This is a genomic window from Sphingobacterium siyangense (assembly GCF_007830445.1).
Lineage (GTDB): Bacteria > Bacteroidota > Bacteroidia > Sphingobacteriales > Sphingobacteriaceae > Sphingobacterium > Sphingobacterium siyangense.
In genome coordinates this window covers 141,457-163,775 of the sequence record NZ_VLKR01000007.1, presented here as the reverse complement: position 1 = coordinate 163,775, position 22,319 = coordinate 141,457, and the positions used below count along the sequence as shown (strand labels likewise).

General features: G+C 40.2%; 18 protein-coding genes. 6 read left to right on the top strand and 12 right to left on the bottom strand.

The window, feature by feature from the left end; all coding sequences use genetic code 11:
- Positions 1-2: 2 nt before the first annotated feature.
- The 10 genes from IQ31_RS08645 to IQ31_RS08600 form a co-directional block, all read right to left on the bottom strand.
- Positions 3-1,061: a FecR family protein gene (locus IQ31_RS08645; RefSeq protein ID WP_145327769.1), complete on the bottom strand. Its 1,059-nt coding sequence runs from the start codon at positions 1,059-1,061 to the stop codon at positions 3-5.
- A 62-nt stretch (positions 1,062-1,123) separates the two neighbouring features.
- Positions 1,124-1,696 (bottom strand): RNA polymerase sigma factor, encoded by a 573-nt coding sequence (locus IQ31_RS08640; RefSeq protein ID WP_145327768.1) that lies wholly within the window; start codon positions 1,694-1,696, stop codon positions 1,124-1,126.
- A gap of 422 nt (positions 1,697-2,118) precedes the next feature.
- Complete coding sequence (locus tag IQ31_RS08635) at positions 2,119-2,871, bottom strand: carboxypeptidase-like regulatory domain-containing protein (RefSeq protein WP_158638832.1); 753 nt, start codon at positions 2,869-2,871, stop codon at positions 2,119-2,121.
- Positions 2,872-2,962: 91 nt separating this feature from the next.
- Positions 2,963-4,486 (bottom strand): family 43 glycosylhydrolase, encoded by a 1,524-nt coding sequence (locus tag IQ31_RS08630; protein ID WP_208734174.1) that lies wholly within the window; start codon positions 4,484-4,486, stop codon positions 2,963-2,965.
- A gap of 322 nt (positions 4,487-4,808) precedes the next feature.
- On the bottom strand, positions 4,809-5,288 hold the full coding sequence (locus tag IQ31_RS08625; RefSeq protein WP_244294431.1) for a cupin domain-containing protein: 480 nt from the start codon (positions 5,286-5,288) through the stop codon (positions 4,809-4,811).
- Positions 5,289-5,326: 38 nt separating this feature from the next.
- Entirely contained in the window at positions 5,327-5,737 is a 411-nt protein-coding gene (locus tag IQ31_RS08620) for a Dabb family protein (RefSeq protein ID WP_070565284.1), read from the bottom strand.
- An 11-nt stretch (positions 5,738-5,748) separates the two neighbouring features.
- The gene (locus IQ31_RS08615; protein WP_145327765.1) at positions 5,749-7,074 is read right to left on the bottom strand and encodes a hypothetical protein; all 1,326 of its coding nucleotides are present in this window, start codon (positions 7,072-7,074) and stop codon (positions 5,749-5,751) included.
- A gap of 87 nt (positions 7,075-7,161) precedes the next feature.
- The gene (locus IQ31_RS08610) at positions 7,162-8,541 is read right to left on the bottom strand and encodes a sensor histidine kinase (protein WP_145327764.1); all 1,380 of its coding nucleotides are present in this window, start codon (positions 8,539-8,541) and stop codon (positions 7,162-7,164) included.
- Positions 8,538-9,227: a response regulator transcription factor gene (locus IQ31_RS08605; RefSeq protein WP_145327763.1), complete on the bottom strand. Its 690-nt coding sequence runs from the start codon at positions 9,225-9,227 to the stop codon at positions 8,538-8,540. The genes IQ31_RS08610 and IQ31_RS08605 overlap by 4 nt, the downstream gene beginning before the upstream one ends.
- Before the next feature lie 131 nt (positions 9,228-9,358).
- Entirely contained in the window at positions 9,359-10,069 is a 711-nt protein-coding gene (locus IQ31_RS08600; RefSeq protein WP_145327762.1) for an SH3 domain-containing protein, read from the bottom strand.
- Between the two features lie 294 nt (positions 10,070-10,363).
- Here IQ31_RS08600 and IQ31_RS08595 point away from each other — a divergent pair, with 294 nt between their 5' ends.
- A complete protein-coding gene (locus tag IQ31_RS08595) occupies positions 10,364-11,290 on the top strand; it encodes a hypothetical protein (protein WP_145327761.1) in 927 nt (308 codons plus the stop codon).
- A 230-nt stretch (positions 11,291-11,520) separates the two neighbouring features.
- Here IQ31_RS08595 and IQ31_RS08590 read toward each other — a convergent pair whose 3' ends face one another.
- On the bottom strand, positions 11,521-12,279 hold the full coding sequence (locus IQ31_RS08590; RefSeq protein WP_145327760.1) for a riboflavin biosynthesis intermediates N-glycosidase: 759 nt from the start codon (positions 12,277-12,279) through the stop codon (positions 11,521-11,523).
- A gap of 115 nt (positions 12,280-12,394) precedes the next feature.
- Complete coding sequence (locus tag IQ31_RS08585) at positions 12,395-12,841, bottom strand: nuclear transport factor 2 family protein (protein ID WP_145327759.1); 447 nt, start codon at positions 12,839-12,841, stop codon at positions 12,395-12,397.
- Between the two features lie 530 nt (positions 12,842-13,371).
- Between IQ31_RS08585 and IQ31_RS08580 the strand changes: the two genes are divergently transcribed.
- Genes IQ31_RS08580 through IQ31_RS08560 form a run of 5 tightly spaced genes read left to right on the top strand, consistent with a single transcriptional unit; the run spans position 13,372 to position 22,260 of the window.
- Entirely contained in the window at positions 13,372-16,581 is a 3,210-nt protein-coding gene (locus IQ31_RS08580) for a SusC/RagA family TonB-linked outer membrane protein (protein WP_201665659.1), read from the top strand.
- 37 nt (positions 16,582-16,618) lie between these two features.
- Positions 16,619-18,532: a RagB/SusD family nutrient uptake outer membrane protein gene (locus IQ31_RS08575; RefSeq protein WP_145327758.1), complete on the top strand. Its 1,914-nt coding sequence runs from the start codon at positions 16,619-16,621 to the stop codon at positions 18,530-18,532.
- A gap of 32 nt (positions 18,533-18,564) precedes the next feature.
- A complete protein-coding gene (locus tag IQ31_RS08570) occupies positions 18,565-19,761 on the top strand; it encodes a DUF5000 domain-containing lipoprotein (protein WP_145327757.1) in 1,197 nt (398 codons plus the stop codon).
- Positions 19,762-19,791: 30 nt separating this feature from the next.
- Positions 19,792-21,027, top strand: a complete 1,236-nt coding sequence (locus IQ31_RS08565; protein WP_145327756.1) for a DUF4998 domain-containing protein — start codon at positions 19,792-19,794, stop codon at positions 21,025-21,027.
- Between the two features lie 9 nt (positions 21,028-21,036).
- Entirely contained in the window at positions 21,037-22,260 is a 1,224-nt protein-coding gene (locus IQ31_RS08560; protein ID WP_145327755.1) for a hypothetical protein, read from the top strand.
- The last annotated feature ends 59 nt before the right edge of the window (positions 22,261-22,319 follow it).

Sequence of the window (22,319 nt, the reverse complement as noted above, 5' to 3'; positions counted from 1 at the left end):
GGTTAATTATTTGCGAAATTCACATAGAGGACGTTGCCTTTCATCTGAAAATTCCCATTCGTTAAGTTTTTCATAATCTCAAGCACATCTGAGGTTTTTGTGCCATTTACTATTTTACCAGAGATATGCTGGTTAGGAACAGCGGACTGATAAGAGAGCTCAAAACCGTACCACTGGCTAAGTTGATGAAGTACAGTCTTAATAGATTCATTATCAAATTCAAAATCTAGTTTGCGCCATGCCTCTTTCTCTAGCTTCACCATCCGTTGAAGAGACAAAGCTCCATCTTTGTTGACAACTATGTTATTGGGGCGCAATATGACATTTTGATTTCCATTGCTTAGCTCAATTTTCCCCTCGTGCAGTGTGGTAATTGTTTTATCAAAACTAGGATAAGCGCTGACATTGAATTTTGTACCGAGAACTTTGATCTGCTGATCTGCTGTTTTTACGACAAAGCTGCGCCCGGGTATTGTAACGACTTCAAAGTAAGCCTCTCCTTCCAATGAAATTGTCCTTTGTGCCGCCTTGGCGTAATCTGGAGACAAGACGATTTTCGATCCGGCATTTAGCGACACTTTAGTGCCATCTGGGAGAATAACTTTGGTAAACTCCCCTGGCGCTGTTGCCAAGGTTCTTAAATCATGATGTTCTTTAAGATCCACATAGCTCGTCGAATCCAGAAAATCGTGTAAGCTGCTACTAATTTCTTGAGTTTGGCCCGAAGCATCTGTAATCCACGCCGCTGATCTAAAAACTTCATTGCTATTTCCCTTTTGCTGAATTGACCAGATCCAAACTACAGCTGTAGAAAGCAGCAGCAGTGCAGCGGCAACTCCCCATGCCCATTGCAATCGCCGTACTTTAGTGGGTGCAATACGTCTGTGAATCTCTGCCCAGTTTTTATCTTTAAATTCGACAGCTGTGAGATTGCTATCGAGTATCGTTTCTTTATCATCAAAACTATTGTACCAAAGCTGGAATTGTACTATATCTTCTTCTGAAGCTATTCCCTGGTTGATACGGGAAATAATTTCTTTAATGTCTTGTTGCGTCTTCATATGATTAACAATTGTGGTCTATATAGAAGTACCACAAGTCTTAAGCAACGCACGCCAAAAAATTAAAAAAATAATAAAGATTTCAAATTATTTATAAAAATCCTTAAATGTTTGAGGCTTTTGCTGATTTGATTTTCAACAGTTCGGTGTGATATATTTAGTTTTTCAGCGATCTCTCGACTGTCCAAATGATCTATGCGGGAATAATTAAAGATAATCTTTGCTTTCTCCGGCAGGCGTTCTACCTCTTGGAAAATAAGTTGCTGAAGCTCTTTAATGCATAATGAATCGTCCAGACCAAGCTCTTCCACGCGATCCAATAGTCCATAGGAATTAGGATCAACAAAATCGATTCTTGAAGATCTATTTAGATATTTGATTATAGAAAACTTGGCTGCCTGAAATAAATAAGCTTCAAGATTTTGAATCTCCTCGAGTTTGGGATTATTCCAAAGTGAAATGAAAATATCCTGTAAAAGATCTTCCGCAATATCTTTTTGTGGTATCCGGTTATTACAAATCACAAATATTTTGTCCCAATACCTTTCATAGATTATCCTAAATGCTTCTTGGTCTCCAGCCCGTATTAACTTTTGCAAAGTTAAATTTTCGAGTGAACTATAGTTGTTTTTCATTTTTCGCCTCGTTTTATCTCGTTACGGCAAAACAGTTCGATGTGAGGTACCAAAACTACAACAATAATTAAAAGAAAACAAGACAGTTAGCAAGACAAAAGAGGTCATTCTTATAAAACTATTTTGAAACGACTGTTATTCTTATGATTTAAGAACGGCTATAAGCTACCTTTAAAATGGAAGGTTCAACATAAAAATTGGCGTCGTACAGTGAAAATCCAATAGTCTTTAAAAACATTGGAGGACGAAACAAAAAAGAGGAAACGCAAAAAAGCCACATCTCAAGACCTGGCTTCTAAACTAAAATAGATTATTCAATAGTGGTTTGTCTTTTATTACTAGCAAACCACCAGTTGTAAAGTTCTATTTATACGAATTGATTGATTTGGATACTTTCCAGTCATTACCCACACGCTCCAAATTTAAGGCTCGATATATTCATGGTAACATTTTTTGATGTACAGGATAATATCATAGTCGGACATGTATTTCGCGGCGTCAATATTCGGACGGTACAACTGCATGAAAGTTTGTAGAGAATCACCTTTAAGGCCCGTCAAATTTTGAACCTTACGCTTCGAAAAGGTATTATCAAGATACTGTTCTTCTTCTTCCTTTATCAATTTCTGTTGGAGCTTGGATTGAGGAGTACGATTTTTCCCGAACATAGAAATAACAGAAAGCACATCAACACTAATCAGCGAGGCGGTACTATTGCTAGCTTGATTAGGGTGTCTCGGGACATTTGAAGAATAATTTTTGCTGATGAAAATGTCTTTAAATTTGAGTTTGCTATAATTGAAGGTCTTGGCAAATTCTTCCCGAAACTTTAAGGAATCAGCCTTATAATTTCCTAAAGAATTGATCTTGACTTCATCCAACAATATCGTTGTTTGCTTCATATATATGACCAAATTATCAAGATTGCTATTATCAACTATATATTTTTCCTCGCCATATCCGATTGAAGAAAAGGTAATTGTATCGCCAAGCTTAATGCCTGGCAATATAAATTTGCCATAGCTATCGGAATAGGTGCTGCGTGAAGCTACTTTGATCGAAACACCTATAAGAATATCACCCGAATACTTATCTTTAATCGTGCCTTTCAGACCTTGTGCAGAAGATAGGTTTGCGATAAAGAGCAATAGTAACAACAACTGTAGTCCACTCAATTTCAATCAGTTTTACAATAAAAATATTATAAAACTAAACATTTAACAATGCTATTAACTCTTTTTAACACGCGTTTTTATTCCATGCGGATTATTTAGATCGAATTAGTGTTACATCATCTATATGGCAATAAGCATTCGCCTTTCCACGAGCCATAAAACCTATTTCAACGCGCCCGTTTTTAATGGATATATTCGCTAAAGTAATATTACGCCAATGCTGATCCACTTTACTCAGTTTTTGTTTATACGCTTTACCATCGCTTAAGGCATACATATATAAATCCTCAAATCCACTGCCACGTTTAAATTTTGCAGATAAAGTATATTTTCCATCCGCTAGTTTCACATGCTGGCTAGACTGAATAATCTGTGAAACCTTACGTTTAAAATCTATTTTATCATTTATCTGCAAACTCTTTTCTCCAACGACCTGCTTTCTATCCTCGGTTGTATTGAAATAATTAAGCACAGGCGATAAAGAATCACCAACAGAGAGCATATTCCCTTTAATGATCGTGGTTTGCCATCCTAATAACTGTTCCTGAACAGGTTTTACCGGACTTGGTATATGTCTTCTATCGGCCTCGAAACTACCGTTCTTCACATAATTATTGTCACTGTTAACCAGCCATTCTCCTGTTGTTGGATGAAGGCTCCATGAACTTAAGGAATTAAAAATAGGCTTTGGGCCATTAAAAGATAGAGGACACCACTGGTTATATCCCAGACCATTACCCGCAAAATTAGCCCATCTATCGCCACAATAGATAATTGTCTGCTTTTTAGTTCCTTTTAGCGTTACAAAAAATCCTGTTTGCGTGACATGGGCATAATCGGCCTCTGAGCCCTCCATGATCAGCATTTCATTGGTAGGCGTATATGGACCGTAAATATGATCTGAAACTAAGTAATAGGCAAAAGAGGAATCCCAGCCGTACAAGTTGGAAGCAAATAAATAGTATTTTCCATTATGTTTGAACATACAGTTCCCCTCTCGCCCTTCGCCTTTAAATACCATATTACAATCCAGTAGTCCTACCTTCCCGTCCTTTACACCAATTTCTGAGATGTAAATCTTGTTTCTTCCTTTTCCGTAGGAATACACCAGGTAAGACTTTCCGGTGTCCTCATCAGTGAATACTGTTTGATCTCCGGTGTTGCTGGTGCCTATCATACCAGTCATATCGATGCGCTGGTGCCATTTAAAGGGGCCATTGGGACGCTCCGATAAGGTAACTAACAATTGATCATTGTGTTGGATGAGCAGTGCATACTTACGTATTTCCTTGATGTATGCGACACCTAAACGTCCTGCCCAACGCGTAGTCCGGGTAGAATTTTTATTGAGTTCATCAAGAGTCAAAACATCGCCACGAGAGGTCCAGTTTACGAGATCCTTAGACACATAACAGGTTACAGAAACAAAATTGTCACGTTCAGGAGTAACACTAGGATCATTTCGGTATTTTTCAGATTCTTGATATTTTGCGCCATACCAAAAATATTTAGTCTGCCCATCTTCAGGATCTTTGAAAGAAAAAATACCTCCTCCTTGACTATAAATAGGATATCCATCTTGGGTGTCCCAAAAAATATCATTTTTAATCTTCAAAAATCCTTTTATTGAATCTGACTGACCTTGCAGCTGTGAAAATAACAGGCAAAAGATAAAAGAAAATAAAATGTTTTTAGAAAAGGTGATCATAGTCTTGGTCTAATGGAAAGATCCAAGATAAAGCATTAATTCCTAAAGGCCATCATGGTCCAACCTGTCCTTTCAAAAAAAGGCTCAACATAAAAATTGGCGTCGTACAGTGAAAATCCAATAGTCTTTAAAACATTGGATGACGAAACAAAAAAGAGGAAACGATAGGAAACAAGAAAAATTACTGGCAATGTTGTGCCACAGGTCAGACTGAGGCACAACATAAATGTTAGTTATTTTTTGTTACGAAAAGATCATCAGCCCCCTCATTGATAGGGATATACAATCTTTCCCAGCTTTTTGAATGAACCATTTCCCAGCTATGCCCAGTACCTTTCAAATCTTCAGCCAAAAGAATCGTTCCAGGTTCAATTAAAAAAGTTGAACCATCGCTGACTTTAAATCTGATTTTACCTTTCAGCGTAACCACATATTGTCTTCTTGGAGCTGGATGAGCGTTTTTCTCCCATTCTTCTGTTTTATTGCTTGTCCAAAATGTACTCGTATTGGCGTGTTTCAATGTTGGAATAAAGCCTTTTTGAAACGAACAGGTTCCATCCGGATTGTTGATCAATCGTACTGCAGGCATTTTACCTTCGGCTTCCACGTTGACCTCCTTAATTTTTCCATGACCTTCTTGCGCTTTCACAGCGGTTAAGCTTGATGCTGCCAATACGCAAGCAATAGTTAGTTTGGATATCATTTTCATTTTGTAATGTTTGAAATTATTATTTTGTTGTTTTAATTTTAGAATTCATAAACCGTGTCGTGCACCATCATCCGTTCAAAATAAGGTTTGTATTTAGCGACAAGGGCGAGGTGCCCCGGCAGTTTACCATAAGCCTCTAGTTCCTCCAATGTCGCAAATTCCATGGACGCATTGTAGGTAAACGAGTTGTCCAATACCGCCCTTGGGGAAGAAGCAGCTGGCTTTCCATAACGTACATTTTTGACATAGGGAAGCTTTTTAAGACCTTCAAAAAACTGTTTAAACTCTTCTACCTGTTCAGCAGACAAGTCAGGTTTTAGCCAAAAAAGCAAATAGTGGAAATACACTTTTTTTGTTTTCGCTTTTTTCTCTTTTGCCATCAGTGAGGTGGCCGCAAAGCTCATTACGCCAGCAGTACCTAGTGTAAGGATAAAATCTTTTCTTTTCATGTTATTGCTATTTAATTAAAATCAATTCTATATTTAAGCACAAATGCCCACTTGTGATCTGTTACCACCGCTTGATCCGCAGCATTTAAATTATAGATCGGACGATTTTGCGCATCAAAAGTCAGCCGGCTGCTATTACCGTGCATCAGTAGCGAGATACCTGCATCATAAATTAGACTTTTGTCTTTCAATGCCTTGTAGTCTCCTACTTGTACAGAAACCGCTGGCTGCAGCTGTAAATTATGTTTGGATGGATTGAAATAAGGGAGTGTACCGCCGACCTGTGCGTAAAATGTATTTCCCGTGCCAGCATTTGGCAAGCTATTTCCCGCACCATTCAGGCTTGCATTGGCCGCATCGATACCTGTAGCGGGGTTGTTTGTCCCTGCAAAGCGGAGATAGTTAGGACCATAATCGCTGTGCATGGCCATACCATAGGCACTAATCGAAGTTCCTTTCTCTTTGTCGATGGGCGCGTCATAGATGATATCCGCTGCAAAATTGCGCATATCGTCATTTTTGGTCATCTGCCGTTCATCCAGATGCCAAAGGGCATTGTGCATATACTCAAATCCAGCCCCTATGCTGAGCACATCTTTTTTACCGAGGTATGTACCCGAATTGAATGGCGTTTCGTTACTCTCTTTATCGTGAAATGCATAGCGGAAGTAGCCTGACACATCTTTGCGTGCTTCATTTTTGCTGAAGGTGGCTTTATTTAATTTTGGATCAGCACTGGCGGCTGAATATGGATCAGCCAGTACCACCCGATAGTCAAATTTTCCAAACTGCCCTTTTGCATAGATGCTCATTTCACGTACGACCATATCAGTCGCCCCAGTATTGGATGTCGCATACAGAGGCAAGTCGTAAAGCAGCGTATTGAGTGGTCCTGTTGTAAAACGGGAAAGACCGCGCCAAGTCGAACGACCGCCACCGATCGCAAGTTTGGGACTGAAACTATATTCTGCATAGGCATCCAAGAGATCCATATACGTATTAGTTTTGCTGTTGACGTTTACGTTGGTAGGCCCCATCTGTAATACAAACAGTAAATTTTCGGTAGGCTTGTAAGTCATCTTTGCCCTAATACGCCGCAAAGAAAGATCAGATACATTCGAAACGGACTCGTTGTTTACCAAGCTTCCCGGATTGAGCTGACTATATCTCGCCCACAGCTCAGCGTATCCGCTGAAGCTGATATAACGTGTATGCTCCTTATTTAAGAAATGAGTAAGTTTTGGATTTCCAAAATCATTGGTTTGCGCCTCGGCGAGCTCTGCGCTACCTAGTCCCAAACTGAGGAACAACGCCAAGGTAAGCTGTTTTTTATTCATGATTCAACCTAATTTTGTTTTTTTGATAAGTCAAAATTAGGCTGAATATGGAGGTGATATTATTAGAAAACCATTAGAATTTTTAGCTTATTCAAGCTCCTTTGGATAGGCCAGTTTAAGTTCGACTGAAAACACAGTCCCTACATGGAGAGTTGAATTAACCGCTACGTTACCCTGATGCATCTCAATAATTCGCTGAACAATTGAGAGACCGATGCCATGTCCCTCTTTTGAAGGCGTACCCGCCACACGGTAAAACAAATCAAAGATATGCGGGATATCCTTGCTGTCTATTCCGATACCATGATCTATTACCTGCACCTGCGCTACGGTTTTATTTCTGGAGAGCAGTACCTGGGCATGCCGATCGGCACTATATTTACAAGCATTCTCGATCAGATTAGCAAAGGCCACTTTCAAAAGGTAGGCATTTGCAGATACCAAGATTTCCTCTTCGTCGATTACAGCATTAGCATCAAAAGAGATGCTTACCCGATAGTCTTTATTTTTCTCTAAGACCACTAACTTTGCTTCAAGCAGTATTTCATCCAGTCTGATTTCTTCAAAATTTACCTGCGAACTATCGTAGTTTGCCCGGGCAAAATCCAGCAGGGCTGTCGAAAGTACCGTAGCCTCCTTTGCATCGAGCAATGCCCTATCAATAGAGTTAAAATACTCATCCACATTGGTATTCAGCTGCTGCGCCAATTCCAGTTCGGCGATCATAGCTGCCAAAGGTGTTCTAAACTCGTGTGAAATAATGGATACAAAATGGCGCTGGTTATTGAAAGATTTTTCCAACCGATTGAACGTATTGTTGAATGTTTCGATAAGTTCTGAGAGTTCGTCTTTTGCATTACTATAGGAGACACGTGTGCTCAAGTTATGTTCGGACACATCCTTTATCTGATGTATAATGTAATTGATTGGCTTAAGAATATAACGTGCAAATAGAAATGAAGAGAAAAAAATAAAAAATAGGGCAACGATATAAATCGTTATCAAAATATTTTTCAGCCGTTCCATATGTGCAAAACCCGTTACATCGTACGCATGTCCGATCAAGAAAAAAGGCTTACCCTCAAATTGATAGTTTAAGCCCATATACAGTTCTTTGCCTTGCTCCCATGTAAAAAAATTAGACGTTTTGACAGATTCCAATTTAACATCGGGATACGTCGGTTCGCCTATATCGGAAAAAACAACCCTATTCTGCTGATCGAAAACAGTAATCTGGGCTTCGTTGATCAGCTTTTTATTTTGTTCATGAATTCTTCTTATCTGATGTTCCTGCACCTGTGCATCAAAAATAAATTCTGCGCGCCAGATGATCTTATAGCGCAACCGATCTACAAATTCTTCCTGCCGATTTAATTCCGAGAAGAAATAAACCGCATAGGCGAATAGAAACAAGATGATAGCCGAAGAGAGCGTAAATACCCAGGAAGTTCTATTGACAATCTTCATTCTTTATTGGATAAAATAAATCCATGTCCGGATTTGGTATGAATCAATTTAGGTGAAAAATCCCGGTCTATTTTTTTACGCAAATAATTGATATATACATCAATATAGTTTGTTCCGGTATCAAAGTTTTTGCTCCATACATTACGTGCGATTTCATCCTTGCTGAGCATGGTCTCCCTATGTTTCAAAAAGAAGTGGAGGAGATCAAACTCTTTGGGAGTCAACTTAATAAGTTGTCCCTGACTATGAACCTGCTTACTCCGGAGATCAATACTGATACGATCATAAGTCAGCAGCCCCTGAATCTCTTCTTCACTGATTTCCCTGTGCCGTTTAAGCAAGACAGCGATACGTGCAAAAAGTTCGCGTATTTCAAAAGGTTTCACCATATAATCATCGGCTCCCGCATCAAAACCAGATATTTTTTCATCGATACTGCCCAATGCTGTGAGCATGATGATTGGGATCCTGGGGTAAGCCGCACGCATCTGTTTACTGAGCTCAATCCCATTCATTCTTGGTAACATGATGTCTATGAGAAGTAAATCATAGTCAACAGATTTAGCTTCTTTGATCGCTGATTCCGCATCACCAAAAACATTAACTAGGTAGCCCTGACTTGCTAATCCTTTTTTCACACTCGAAGCAACGCGTTCATTGTCTTCTACGACCATTATTTTCACCATTCTAGCATGCTTGTATGTATCTACTAATACTGCAGGACAAAGTTAGTTATTTTTCAAAAAGGCCGGCGCAGCCTCCATGAACTTTAGACAACGGTCAGGAAAACTCGGTAAATTTACCGTTATCGCTATTGCTAAAATGGCATTGTTACCACCTTTGCATGATATTTACCTTTTTTAATCTCAAATAAAACTGCATACCCACCAGCTCCATCGCCATTAACAGCAGTAATGTATAAACTATCATTTGAGTCATCATAGTAGCATGTTGCAAACTCGTTGTTTACATTGAATAGGCTTTCAATTTCCTTTGCCGGGATCTGGATAAATTTTCCCTTTATAGTAGCTTCAATGGAGGTATAATGGCTTGTAGGGATTTCGCCATCTGTTCCCCATACCTGCTGCCCTTTAAATTTGTCTACAACGGTATAACCATCATATTGAGTCGATGAAAAATCACCTTTATTTTTTTCATAATCGAAACTATCGGAATTTATTTGAACGGTTATATCTTTTGCCATAAATTTTGCTGTGCCTTCATCAGAAAATACATTAGGGATCTGCTTATAGGATTCGATATATTTAATTCTTGAATGGTGTACATAGCCAGTGATGCTCTTGTTGCTTTTGTCTGTATAATCTACAATTACCCAATCGCCGAACTGGTCATCAGGAAACGCATAAACAATTTCATCAGCAGCAATTTTTGAAACAACCGCACTATTCACTGTAGCTTGTTTCCTCACATTTACATAGCCGTCTTTGTCAATGATTTTTGCAAATTGGGCCGAGGCCAATTGGCATATTGTGAGAAAAAGTAGTACTAAAAAATATCTGTGATTCATTTGGTATAAAGTTATTACTGATAATATTTTGCACTCAGCTTAATAAGATCTTCGATCATTTTATCTTCTTTAATTGAGGTGCTGTATACAAATTTAAATTGAAAGCTGATAATTTCGTTACTTTTATTTCATTTTCTACTTTTTTATTACTCAGCTCATAGCGATAAATTTCCCTAAACTTAATGCATTCAAACACAGCACAGCATTACATATTATTTCACTGGCAGAAGAATTGATTTCAAAAAGTTTTGAAATAACCGTAAATTCATTTTAAAATAATAATGTTGAATTAGAATGATGAGATACTTCATATTGACAATCGCTTTTTGTGCATTCGTGTTTGTATGCTGCAGTAATGAAAAAAATGGTAAAAGTGACATTAAAAAAAATGACCAAACCGACACAGAGGGAAAACTTCCTATGAAATCTTATATGCTCAATCACGAAATAAGAAATATAGACTATGAAATATATTTAAATGATTTTCTTATTGCCCATTCACAGGAGAACAATGGTATCCCTGGCCCTTACAAGTTGAATCAGTACATTTTTTCCAGTGGAAAACAGGAGGTGAAAATTAGGATCTCGTCAAATAAGAGCCAAAAATCTATAACTTCTGATATGCTCAATGAAATAAGTAGAAACACAGGCATCTACCTGCTTGAAAATAAAGATTATGGTAATATCAGGGAGATCAAAAAACTTGAATTTCCAGCGCTTGAAAAACCGCTAGATGCTTATACGCATACCTGGGATTTTGAAGCAGAAGCGCCAACTTCGGTCACAAGTCTGAACAATTCCCAGGATCTTTCAGAAATGAATCAAAATAAGCTACAGGTGGAAGTATTAGCAAAATATGATCAACTACGTAAATTTTTGCTTTCAGGACATACGGATGAGTTTCTGCGAGAAATCGCAAACGCGAAAAGTAATCTCTTTATATCCGAAGGTTTTTCGGAGGCCGAGCAGGAAGCATACAATGACAAACTTAAAAAGTACCTGTCTGCGCATAGCGATCTACTTCCCGACCTTAAGGAATCTGCAATAAAATTATTCGGGCACGGAAAAGCTGTCGCACTTGAACAAAACCTCACACTGTCATCTGGAGAAAACAAAAAGAATGACGAGCAAAATTCTAATTATATAATTTTCCACAAACCTCATGGATCTGATTCATTTGAAGTGTTTCGCTACTTTATAGCTTATTCAAGTGGAAGGTAGGTGTGGCACGCTGAAACGGCGACGAGCTAACTTTCGAAAGAAAGGTTTAACATAAAAATTAGCGTCGTACAGTGAAAATCCAATAATCGTTAAAAACATGGCATAACGAAACAACAAAGTCTACCCGAATTGTTCGATTTAATTTTATGTTTAATGTAATTGGCTAAATTCGGCATGTCAACAATAGCTTGATCAATCTTTTCATGAAATGGGGACATTCCTATTTCGAGCTAATAAAAATCCATCCATGAATAAGGATGAGGATAGGTCAGTTGATATATCGTTTGCTCCCTTTCTGACAGATTATCATAATAAATACCGAATTCGCTCAAATATTCCGCACCCAATCCCATTCTCCAAAACATATCCCTACTGTCCTTATCCGAAAACTTCGACCAAGGCGGTGGCATAGGGTTTTGAAGTGCTTGAAATTGCCCAAATTGACCTAGAAAGTCTCGTACTTCCATCAATGCAAAGCCCAATAAATTTTGACCGCGCCAACAATAGATGTTTTCAATATCGAGGTCATCTTGTGCAAGTCCAATACCCCATATGGTATCAACGGGGCTTGCCTCAACAAGAACTCTATTTTCTGTTTTTAACAGGTATTCTGCCAACGCCCAATGTTGATTAAACTTATGGATGTTTCCGTTCCTAACGATCTCAAATTTGCGTTCGTTCCAAATCTGATCATCATAGCCTACAACTTGCCTTCCCAATTCTTTGGCCTCACCCGGTTTAATGCAGTTGATGATTTTCTCAAAATTCTTTTTATCATCAAAAAGCAATGCTTTTTGGGCCATCATCCAATGCTCCGCAGTCCTATAGGTAATATTATCTACTGTAAACGGACTCTCATACCATTGACTGAAAACAAATTTCCCAACTTCCTGATTTTGCTTGGCTATATGCCCCCAAAAGAAGAGAAATTTGAAGCTATCTCCATTTTCAAATCTATCGGTTAGCCACTTGATAGTATATTTTACCATATGCTCAATTCAAAATTGATCGCCTATTATCCATCGACATACAATGATACGCAAAAAATTGAAGCCACATCTCTCGACATGGCTTCACAACTTATATATTTGTAAGGGATGGCTCTTATTTATACGAATTGATTGATTTGGATACTTTCCAGTCATTATCCACACGCTCCAAAGTGACAAGATCAGTCTTGGTGAAATTCTCAAATTCCAAAGTCACTTTAGCGATCATATAATCTGCGGATTCTTCTAAAATAGCTGTGCTTACTCTACAGTTCAGCTTCTCTCCTTTTTGTTTTTTCAAGGATTTAACCACTTCGCTACGGCTGTTAGATAACGTATTGGTAGTTTGGATCTTTTGATTAAAATCAGCTGCGAATAACTGCTCTACTCCTGCTGATTCGCCCGCAGTCGTTACTGCAACATAGTGCTCTAAAGCGAAATCAGCTGTAGAAAGGTTAATGTTAGCTTTTGTTGCTTTTGCTCCAGGTCCTTCAGCTGCCATAGCGAAAGTTGATACTACGATTAAAGCTGCTGCTGCGAATATTTTTACTATTGCTTTCATAATGTCTTTTTTTATTGTGTTAGTTCTGTTGTTCTTATTTGTTGACTCAAAACTACGACACAATAGGCCCCTAGCCTATCGGCTTTAGACTAACGATTAGGAAAACGCGGTGAATGGCGGAAATGGGAAGGTGAATCTAAATAGGAAGACGACTGATGTCAATACACCATCAACGACAGACAACAATGTACTGTTTCGTGTAAAAGCAGACATTAAAAGTGAATTTACTCAATAGCTACTTACCAAACTATTTCGATAAAGAAAATAAGCCGTTGATTCTAGCGACAACATGTTCTCGCAGCCCCATATTGACGGCACCAAGACGTTATTTACAAAAAATCAGGGTGAGATATTCGGCCAAAGTAAGGGAGATATTCGTATGGGTTACACCAGACTATTGGTGCAAAACCGACCATTTACTATTGACCATTTCACCCCCTTTTTTTGCTGTAAATCCCCTCGAATTATCCAATTCATTGTAACGATAATTGTATTCAACATAACTCAATTTATAACCAAAATTCTTATTAATGAAAAGATGGAAGAAGATTAAATCTCGTCTAGGAATTTTTATATTTCTAATGACGGCAGCTTGTTGTGCAGCTATGGCGCAACAGGTTCGTGTACATGGAAAAGTCTCCTCGGAAAATGACGGTACAGCTGTATCGGGCGTCACAGTAAGTGTATTGGGGGGTACTATGCGCGTATCTACGGATGGAAATGGAAACTATGTCCTCAATACCAACAAAACGGCGACATTGGTATTTAGCAGTGTCGGCTATGCACGTCAGGAAATTCCCCTGACCGGGAAAAAACCAGATGCCAGCAATACCATCACCTTAGACATCCAAATTAAACTAAACGAAAATGTTATCGACGATGTCGTTGTCACGGGTTTTGGTCAACGCGAAAAAAGAGCTTCCGTAGTCGGCTCCGTAACCACGATTAATCCGAAAGAATTAAAAGGACCGACAAGCAACCTAACGACTATGCTCGCCGGAAGGGTTGCCGGTATGATTGCCTTTCAACGCAGTGGTGAACCTGGATCCGATAATGCTAATTTCTTTATTCGGGGACTTGGAAGTTTTGGTACCGGAAAACAGGACCCATTGATTCTCATCGATAACATCGAATCTTCACCGACCGACATGGCCCGTTTACAGCCCGATGATATTGCAAGCTTTTCTGTCCTTCGCGATGCCAATGCGGCTGCCATGTATGGTGCCCGAGGTGCGAACGGCGTCGTTCTGATCACCACAAAACTGGGTAAAGAAGGTGCTACAAAATTTGAATTCCGTACGGAAAGTAATGTCTCTACGAATACCCGCAATTTTAAATTTGCAGACAACATCCGCTACATGGAAATGGCTAATGAGGCTTATCTGACCAGACCTGCTGATGCTTCCAGTGGACAGGGGCTCCCGTATTGGCAGACCAAAATTGACCATACAAGAGCCGGAGACAATCCGCTGCTCTACCCAAATAATAATTGGATTGACCAGCTTATAAAAGACTACACCATAAACCAACGCAATAACCTAAATATCAGCGGCGGTGGAGCAAAAGCAAAGTACTACCTATCCGGCACGTATAACATCGACAATGGTATTTTGAAGATGAACGGAATCAACAATTTCAATAACAACATCAAGTTAAAAAATTACTCCGTCCGTTCTAATGTTGATATCAACTTTACACCTACTACGACGGGTATAGTACGTGTATATGCGCAGTTTGACGATTACAATGGACCGATCGGCAGCACAGACGAAAATGGAAGCCGTATCAATGGTGGAGCTGCGACCTTCAGACGTGCCATCTGGTCGAATCCTGTCATGTTTCCGGCGATGTATCCGTCTTCTTACATGCCTTACATGAATCACCCTTTATTTGGCAATGCATTAAATAGGAATGGTGGTTTATTTGTAAATCCTTATGCCGAAATGGTACGTGGCTATCAAGAATTTAATACATCTACGATCATGCCACAGATTCAAATTAACCAAAATCTAAATGCATTGATCCCGGGTCTGAGTCTTACGGCAATGACTTATCTAAAACGTTATGCTTACTTTGAAGTAAGCCGCAAATATAATCCATTCTATTACACGGCATCTGCTGATGCTACTGGCGATCTAAGCCTCCGGGTCATGAACGATGGTTCCCTGGGATCGATTGGTACAGTTGGTACCGAGTACCTCGATTATTCAGAGTCTGCAAAAGAAGTAAATTCGATGTTTTATGCGCACGCGATTGCCAGCTATAATCATGCTTTTGGTAAGCATAATGTAGGGGCGACAGTCATCGGTTTAGTTCAAAATTCATTGAGTGGGAATGCTGGGAACTTGCAATTGTCTCTACCTTCACGCAATATCGGTCTTTCTGGTCGCTTTTCGTACAATTTTGATGACCGTTATATCGCCGAGTTCAACTTTGGTTATAATGGTTCAGAACGTTTTGCCAAAAATCGACGTTTAGGATTTTTTCCTTCTTTTGGCCTTAGCTACAATATATCCAATGAATCATTTTTCGAACCTGTAAAAGATGTCATTTCAAAATTAAAAATCCGTGCCACCCATGGTTTTGCTGGTAACGATCAAATCGGTCGTTCGCAAGATCGCTTTTTCTATTTATCTGATGTCGACATGAATGCCTTTCAGATTGGATTTGGTGAGCTTTCGGGCTATAACAGACCGACCATCGCCATACGTCGCTATGCCAATCAGGATATCACATGGGAACGATCACGCCAAACAAACTTTGGGCTCGAACTAGGCATCTTTAAAGACCTCGAATTAAATGTGGATGTATACAAACAGGTCCGAAGCAATATTCTCACCGGCCGATCTTATATACCGAGTACCATGGGGCTGCGGGCGGCTATTGTCGCCAATACAAATAAAGCCGAAAGTAAAGGGGTGGATGTAACGCTAAATTATAACAAAAATTTTGGCGACAGCTGGTACTTTCAGGGACGCGGAACGATGACTTATGCCGTGAGCAAAAAACTGATTGTGGATGAACCCGCTTACAAAGAAGCAAGTCGCTATACAGTAGGAACTTCAGCTTCCCAAGAGTTTGGTTACATCGCTGAGCGACTTTTTGTAGATGATCAAGAGGTGCTGAATTCTCCGGTTCAGTTCGGGAAACCAGGCTTAGATTATCTGGGGGGAGATATCAAATACCGTGACGTAAATGGCGATGGACAGATCACAGATTTAGACCGTGTCGCGATCGGATACCCTACCACGCCAGAAATGATCTATGGCTTTGGTGGTACTGTGGGTGGAAAGGGCTTTGACTTTAGCTTTTATTTTCAGGGATCTGCACGCTCTTCTTTTTTCATTAATCCCGAAAATATTTCGCCTTTCTATTTAAATGGTGGCTCGCAAAACGGCCTTTTACAGGTCGTTGCTGATAGTTATTGGAGTGAAGAAAATCGAAATCTATACGCCTTTTGGCCTCGTTTAAGTGAAAACATTATTGCAAATAATAACCAGAGAAGTACCTGGTGGATGCGCAGTGGCGCTTTCCTTCGATTGAAAACAGTGGAAGTAGGCTACACGTTTAAGGAAAGTTTGATGAAACGCCTCAAAGCAAAAAACCTTCGGATATACGCCAATGGAATGAATTTATTTGCCTTAAGCTCTTTTAAAATGTGGGATGTCGAGATGGGTGGAAAAGGAATAGGCTATCCGATTCAGGCCGTATATAACATGGGCTTACAACTGAGCTTTTAATGTGAACTACAATTAAGAAATCATGAAAAATAAAAATATGAAAAAGACAGCAACCTATATCGCATGCCTCTTGTTTAGTGCTTTTGGAGTTTCTGCCTGTAAAGATTATATCGATGTCGTTCCGGACAATGTAGCGACAATTGACAACGCTTTTTCCTTACGAAATGAAGCCGAGAAATTTCTCTTCACCTGCTATGCGTGGTTGCCAAATAATTCGGATGCGCAAAGCAATATTGGATTTCTTGCCGGCGATGAGGTGTGGCTACCCGTTGCCCAGCGTGAAATCTATCCAGCAGATAACTGGCGGATCGCACGCGGTGGACAAAATGTCAATCAACCACTTGTAGACTCCTGGAGAAGTGGTTTATGGATTGCTATCCGAGATTGCAATATCTTTTTAGAGAATGTTTCTGATCTGTCCAAAGTACCTGATCTCTCCAGCGATGATCGTTCGCGATGGATTGGAGAAGTAATGTTTCTAAAAGCGTATTACCATTATTTACTATTCCGCCAATATGGCCCAATTCCTGTTGTCGAAAAAAATATATCCCTTGACGCGGATCAGTCTGCTGTACGGGTAGAACAGCGTCCTGTTGATGAGGTGGTCAATTACATTGTTTCTTTGCTGGACTCTGCTGCACAAAAATCTGTTCCTTTAATTATCCCAAACAAGGCTGCGGAACTTGGACGGGTGACCAAACCCATCATTCAGGCTATAAAAGCTGAGGTATTGCTGACTGCTGCAAGTCCTCTATTCAACGGAAATACAGATTATCAGTCCATGCGCAATAGCAAAGGCGAACAGCTGTTCAATCCTTCTTATGACGCCTCAAAATGGACAAAGGCTGCAGACGCTGCAAAAGCTGCAATTGAATCTGCGGATGCGGCAGGTATTCGTTTCTTTCCTTTTAATAAGGCTGAATATGGGCAGTTTAAGATGAGCGATGCGACTGCTCAGGTACTGGGTATCAATCTTGGCTTCAATGAACGCTGGTCTGCTGAGCACATCTGGGCAAACCCCAATCATCAGGCCTGGAATATACAGCGGGATGCGATGCCTCTTTTAACTCCTGAAGCAGTGGTCGGTACAGCAAGACAACACCTCAGTGCCCCCCTGAAAATCGCAGAAATGTTTTATACTAAAAACGGTGTTCCGATAAATGAGGACAAAACCCTAGATTATAACGACAAGTCGAGCCTGCGTGTATCTACTGCCGCAGATCGGTACTACGTCAAAGAAGGATATACTACGGCACGTCTAAACTTTGACCGTGAGCCCCGCTTTTACGCGGACCTAGGTTTTGACGGTGGTATCTGGTTCAAATTTGATACAAAAAGCCTATCGGATGAGGATACATACTATGTGCAGGCAAAGTTAAATCAACCTGCTGGTGCTAATAATCATGGTTGGATCAATGAAACTGGATACTTTCTTAAAAAATTAGTGAATTGGGAACAAGCTTTCAGCAGCAATGGTGTCAGTTATAAATACTATCCTTGGCCAAACATGCGTCTAAGCGATATTTATTTGATGTACGCTGAGGCATTGAATGAAGCAAATGGTCCTTCTGCTGATGTTTATACGTATTTGGACCGCATACGTGAACGTGCTGGAATACCGGGTGTCCTATCTTCTTGGAACCAGTTTTCATCAAACCCAGACAAACCTACGACCAAAGAGGGACTTCGCGAAATTATTCAACGTGAACGGATGATCGAATTAGCCTTTGAAGGAAAACGCTATTGGGATCTAAGACGCTGGAAATTGGCCGTTAAATATTTCAATCAGAATATTACTGGCTGGAGCGTGAATCAAGAGATCAGTGCAGATTATTACCAGATAAGAACATTGTTTCAGCAGACATTTGTCGCTCCTAGAGATTATTTCTGGCCAATAGCCCAAGGTGAATTAACCGTAAATCCTTCATTGACACAAAATTTAGGTTGGTAGTCCTTTTAATTTTATCCTTAAAGTCTCAAGAAATGAATATAAACAAAAAACTAGTGCAGTCTATATTTTTCCTCTGCATCTTATTCCAAAACTGTAAAGAAGAAATTCAAGTCGCTCCTGTCGTCAACAGCGCAGCGCCGGGGCAGGTCAGCAATGTTAAAGTGGAAAACTTGGCTGGCGCAGCACGACTTACCTATACCTTACCAAAAGACCAGGACCTATTGTATGTCAAAGCTGTCTATCAATTAAAATCGGGCAAAGAAATGGAAGTGAAATCCTCCTACTATAACAATACGCTGTTGGTGGAAGGTTTTGCAGATACCAACCCGCATTCAATTAAGCTCTATGCTGTAAATAGAAGCGAAATCAGTTCGGCGCCTATTGAAGTCTCCGTAACGCCTTTAGAAAATCCGATCTGGAATACTTTCCGAAGTCTAGAGGCCATTCCAGCTTTTGGGGGCATTCGGATCACTGCAGAAAACGAGACCGAGAAAAATCTTACCGTGATGGTAATGGTAGACTCCTTGGGTGAATGGGTACCTTCTGTAGACAACATCTATACCTCCGCTAAACAGATTTCACGTACCATCCGTGGGTTTGCACCAAATCCCAAACAGTTTGCGATTACGGTAAGAGACAAATACATGAATTTTACCGATACGCTTGTGACGACTTTGACACCGCTGTTTGAACAGGCACTTCCCAAATCCAGATATACCGCTATCACATTGCCTACGGACACCAAACAACAATATGCTTCTACGGGACTATCCAAAATGTGGGATGGAGACAATTGGAACTGGCCAAATATATCATTGACTGACGTCACTGTTAATGGTCCACAATGGGTCACATTTGATACCGGGAAACTGGCCCAAATGAGCAGGATTGTAATTTGGGACTATCCAGAATATACCAACAGCGGTCGTATGTATTATTATGGTGGGAATGTGCGATTTTTTGAAATTTGGGGTTCGGACAACCCGCCTTCGGACGGAAGTTGGAACAACTGGACGCGCTTAGGCATTTTCGAAAGCAAAAAGCCTTCTGGACTACCCATGGGACAACAAACGGATGAAGATTATCAACTTGCCAATTCGGGTTTAAGCTTTGACTTTGATGTGAGTGCACCAAAGGTCCGTTATCTACGCATCAAAACCATTAAAAATTGGCAGGGATCTTCCTTTATGTCCATCGCCGAGTTACAGGTTTATGGCGATCCACGTTAAGACAACTTGTTTATTATCAATTAGACTATTATGAAAGTAGCACATATTAAAACATTCTTTATCATGTCCTTGCTTAGCATGGCCATGCTTTCTTTCCTTTGCTGTTCAAAAAGTGATGATTATAAAAAGTATCTGGAAGGCGGTGAAATTTCCTACACCGGAAAAATTGATTCTGTAAAGGTCTTTTCGGGTAAGGAGCGCGTCTATATTACTGGATTATTTATGGCCGACCCCAAGGTAGATCGCCTCAAAATATACTGGGATAATCGACAAGATTCGACTGAGTTAAAAATCAATCGCACGGCAGGCGTAGATACCTTAAAAATTTCACTGAAAATAAGTGAAGGGGTACATAATTTTGAGCTTATCACCTACGATGCCCAAGGGAATAAGTCGCTTAGCGTTTTTAAAACTGGCGTGTCTTATGGTGAACGATTTAGTTCGGGACTTATCAACAGACCAATGTATGCTGTTGACTATTTTGCTGGGGATCAAAAAACCACCGTCAATTGGGGAGGAATTGATCTGACAAGTGGCGCTCAGTTTACAGAAGTTGAGTACACCAATACGTCAGGGAAATTGATAATTCAAAGAGACTCTATTAAGTTAGGTAAAAGTATTCTATCGGATTTTCTCCCTGGTAAACCACTCCGCTATCGTACATTGTTTGTTCCGGATTCGTTAAGTATCGATACGTTTTACACAAACTATTCAGCAAATATTTCGCCCAAGGAGGTTTATCTAAAAAATATGAATTTTCCTTTCGAGACTTCCGAAATGGCCGGCGATCGCTGGGGTACACCTGCCGTATGGATGGTCAATGATGCGGCAAAAAACTTCAAGACAGCAGACGGAAAATATTATGGTGGAATTGAGATTCGTGATAAAAAAGCCTGTTTATCTTTGGAAGCTGGTTGGTGGCAATGGGCATCACCTTCACCTAACTTAGCACCAATTGTAAATGGTAAGATTTATCAAACGACCAACCTACAACCGGGCAAATATCGTTTTACGGTTTCCAAGATTGACAAAGGCAGCGCGGGTGTCGTTCACCTCATCGCTGCAAAAGGCAATACCTTGCCCGATCAATCAGCCTTGAATACCGCCATAGGCTTTCAAACTCTTTCAGGAAGCAATGCGATATTCGAATTTACAGTAACTGAAGCCGGACCTGTAACCCTAGGTTTCCTCGGAAACATGAATGGAACCGCTTCAGATGGTTCTTATTTTAAAGTCTCAGGCAATATGATCTTTGAAAAATTATAACCTAAAGATATGAATAGAATAGTTTATTATGCCTTTTTTACAGCCTGCACTTTAGCAGGTTGTAAAAAAGCTACTCCCGAGAATAGTATAGTAACGCCTACGGAAAAAACAGATCATATCGCACTTGCTGAGCTTGGTAAATTAGCCTTTTCCAATATCACGACTACAGGTGCTATGGTTACAGGAAAAGTGCTAAACAAAGGTGGTGCCCTTGTTACCAGTCGTGGCATCTGTTGGAACAAAGATCCAAATCCAACAATCGACAATAACCCCATTGAGGCAAATTCCAGTAAAGGTTCTGGTGAATTTACTGTGGCGCTGACGACCCTCACGCCCTCCCAAACATACTACATCAGACCTTACGCCAAAAATAAGGGCGGTATTTCTTATGGTGAGCAACAGGTATTAACCACCGCCGATATCCAATCGGTTACCTTCGGGACGAACCCGATCTTTATCGTGGGGTCATCAATCGCTTACTATGATGTCAATATCATCAGCAGCGGTGGTGGTGCTGTGACCGAAAGAGGGGTCTGCTGGGGCTTACAGGAAAAACCGACCATAAATGATCATAAGGTTATGAATGGCTCAAAAGGTACAGGCAAATTTAGAATCGGTATGCTCAATCTCAATCCCAGTACAAATTATCATTTACGCGCTTATGCGACCAATGAAACAGGTGTAAGCTACGGACCCGATATTTCCTTCCATACGATCGCCAAGGGCAAGGTGACCTATACATTCAATAAAGTCGACAATCCAACAGCGCAACAACTTGCTGCATACCAACGATTGCAAGTGGCTCTGGACAGCGCGGTATGGTATGCCAATAATTATACTTCAGCTACCAAACATGTTTATCTCAACTACGACCCCGGGGTTCCGACAGCCGACGCTAATAACGAGGGCTGGATGCGATTTGGTGCCAGTGAGAGCTACCAAAATATCCGGACCATGTTGCATGAGATGAATCATACCTTCGGTACCGGGACGACAAGCTGGTGGTCACAAGCGATTATCAATGGTAAATATAGTTTGGCAAATGCCAACAAAATGTTAAAAATGATCAGTTCAGATGAATCAGCCGTGATAAATGGTGATAGCATGCACTGGTGGCCCTACGGTTTAAATCAAAATTCTGAAGTCAGCTCAAGCTGGGATTATGTTTACAATTGCCTGATCATAGAAGCGATGCGAAAAGATGGCATGACAAGCCACAGTGGACCTTACTAGCGAAGACCATAGGCTAACAAAAAGAGCAGGAAAACAGTATTCCCTAACAAGGTTACTGC

Bases quoted from the DNA above. Each gene is read 5' to 3' on its own strand.
- IQ31_RS08645 (WP_145327769.1), bottom strand. From the start codon at position 1,061: ATGAAGACGCAACAAGACATTAAAGAAATTATTTCCCGTATCAACCAG.
- IQ31_RS08640 (WP_145327768.1), bottom strand. From the start codon at position 1,696: ATGAAAAACAACTATAGTTCACTCGAAAATTTAACTTTGCAAAAGTTA.
- IQ31_RS08625 (WP_244294431.1), bottom strand. From the start codon at position 5,288: ATGAAAATGATATCCAAACTAACTATTGCTTGCGTATTGGCAGCATCA.
- IQ31_RS08620 (WP_070565284.1), bottom strand. From the start codon at position 5,737: ATGAAAAGAAAAGATTTTATCCTTACACTAGGTACTGCTGGCGTAATG.
- IQ31_RS08615 (WP_145327765.1), bottom strand. From the start codon at position 7,074: ATGAATAAAAAACAGCTTACCTTGGCGTTGTTCCTCAGTTTGGGACTA.
- IQ31_RS08610 (WP_145327764.1), bottom strand. From the start codon at position 8,541: ATGAAGATTGTCAATAGAACTTCCTGGGTATTTACGCTCTCTTCGGCT.
- IQ31_RS08605 (WP_145327763.1), bottom strand. From the start codon at position 9,227: ATGGTGAAAATAATGGTCGTAGAAGACAATGAACGCGTTGCTTCGAGT.
- IQ31_RS08600 (WP_145327762.1), bottom strand. From the start codon at position 10,069: ATGAATCACAGATATTTTTTAGTACTACTTTTTCTCACAATATGCCAA.
- IQ31_RS08595 (WP_145327761.1), top strand. From the start codon at position 10,364: ATGATGAGATACTTCATATTGACAATCGCTTTTTGTGCATTCGTGTTT.
- IQ31_RS08590 (WP_145327760.1), bottom strand. From the start codon at position 12,279: ATGGTAAAATATACTATCAAGTGGCTAACCGATAGATTTGAAAATGGA.
- IQ31_RS08585 (WP_145327759.1), bottom strand. From the start codon at position 12,841: ATGAAAGCAATAGTAAAAATATTCGCAGCAGCAGCTTTAATCGTAGTA.
- IQ31_RS08580 (WP_201665659.1), top strand. From the start codon at position 13,372: ATGAAAAGATGGAAGAAGATTAAATCTCGTCTAGGAATTTTTATATTT.
- IQ31_RS08575 (WP_145327758.1), top strand. From the start codon at position 16,619: ATGAAAAAGACAGCAACCTATATCGCATGCCTCTTGTTTAGTGCTTTT.
- IQ31_RS08570 (WP_145327757.1), top strand. From the start codon at position 18,565: ATGAATATAAACAAAAAACTAGTGCAGTCTATATTTTTCCTCTGCATC.
- IQ31_RS08565 (WP_145327756.1), top strand. From the start codon at position 19,792: ATGAAAGTAGCACATATTAAAACATTCTTTATCATGTCCTTGCTTAGC.
- IQ31_RS08560 (WP_145327755.1), top strand. From the start codon at position 21,037: ATGAATAGAATAGTTTATTATGCCTTTTTTACAGCCTGCACTTTAGCA.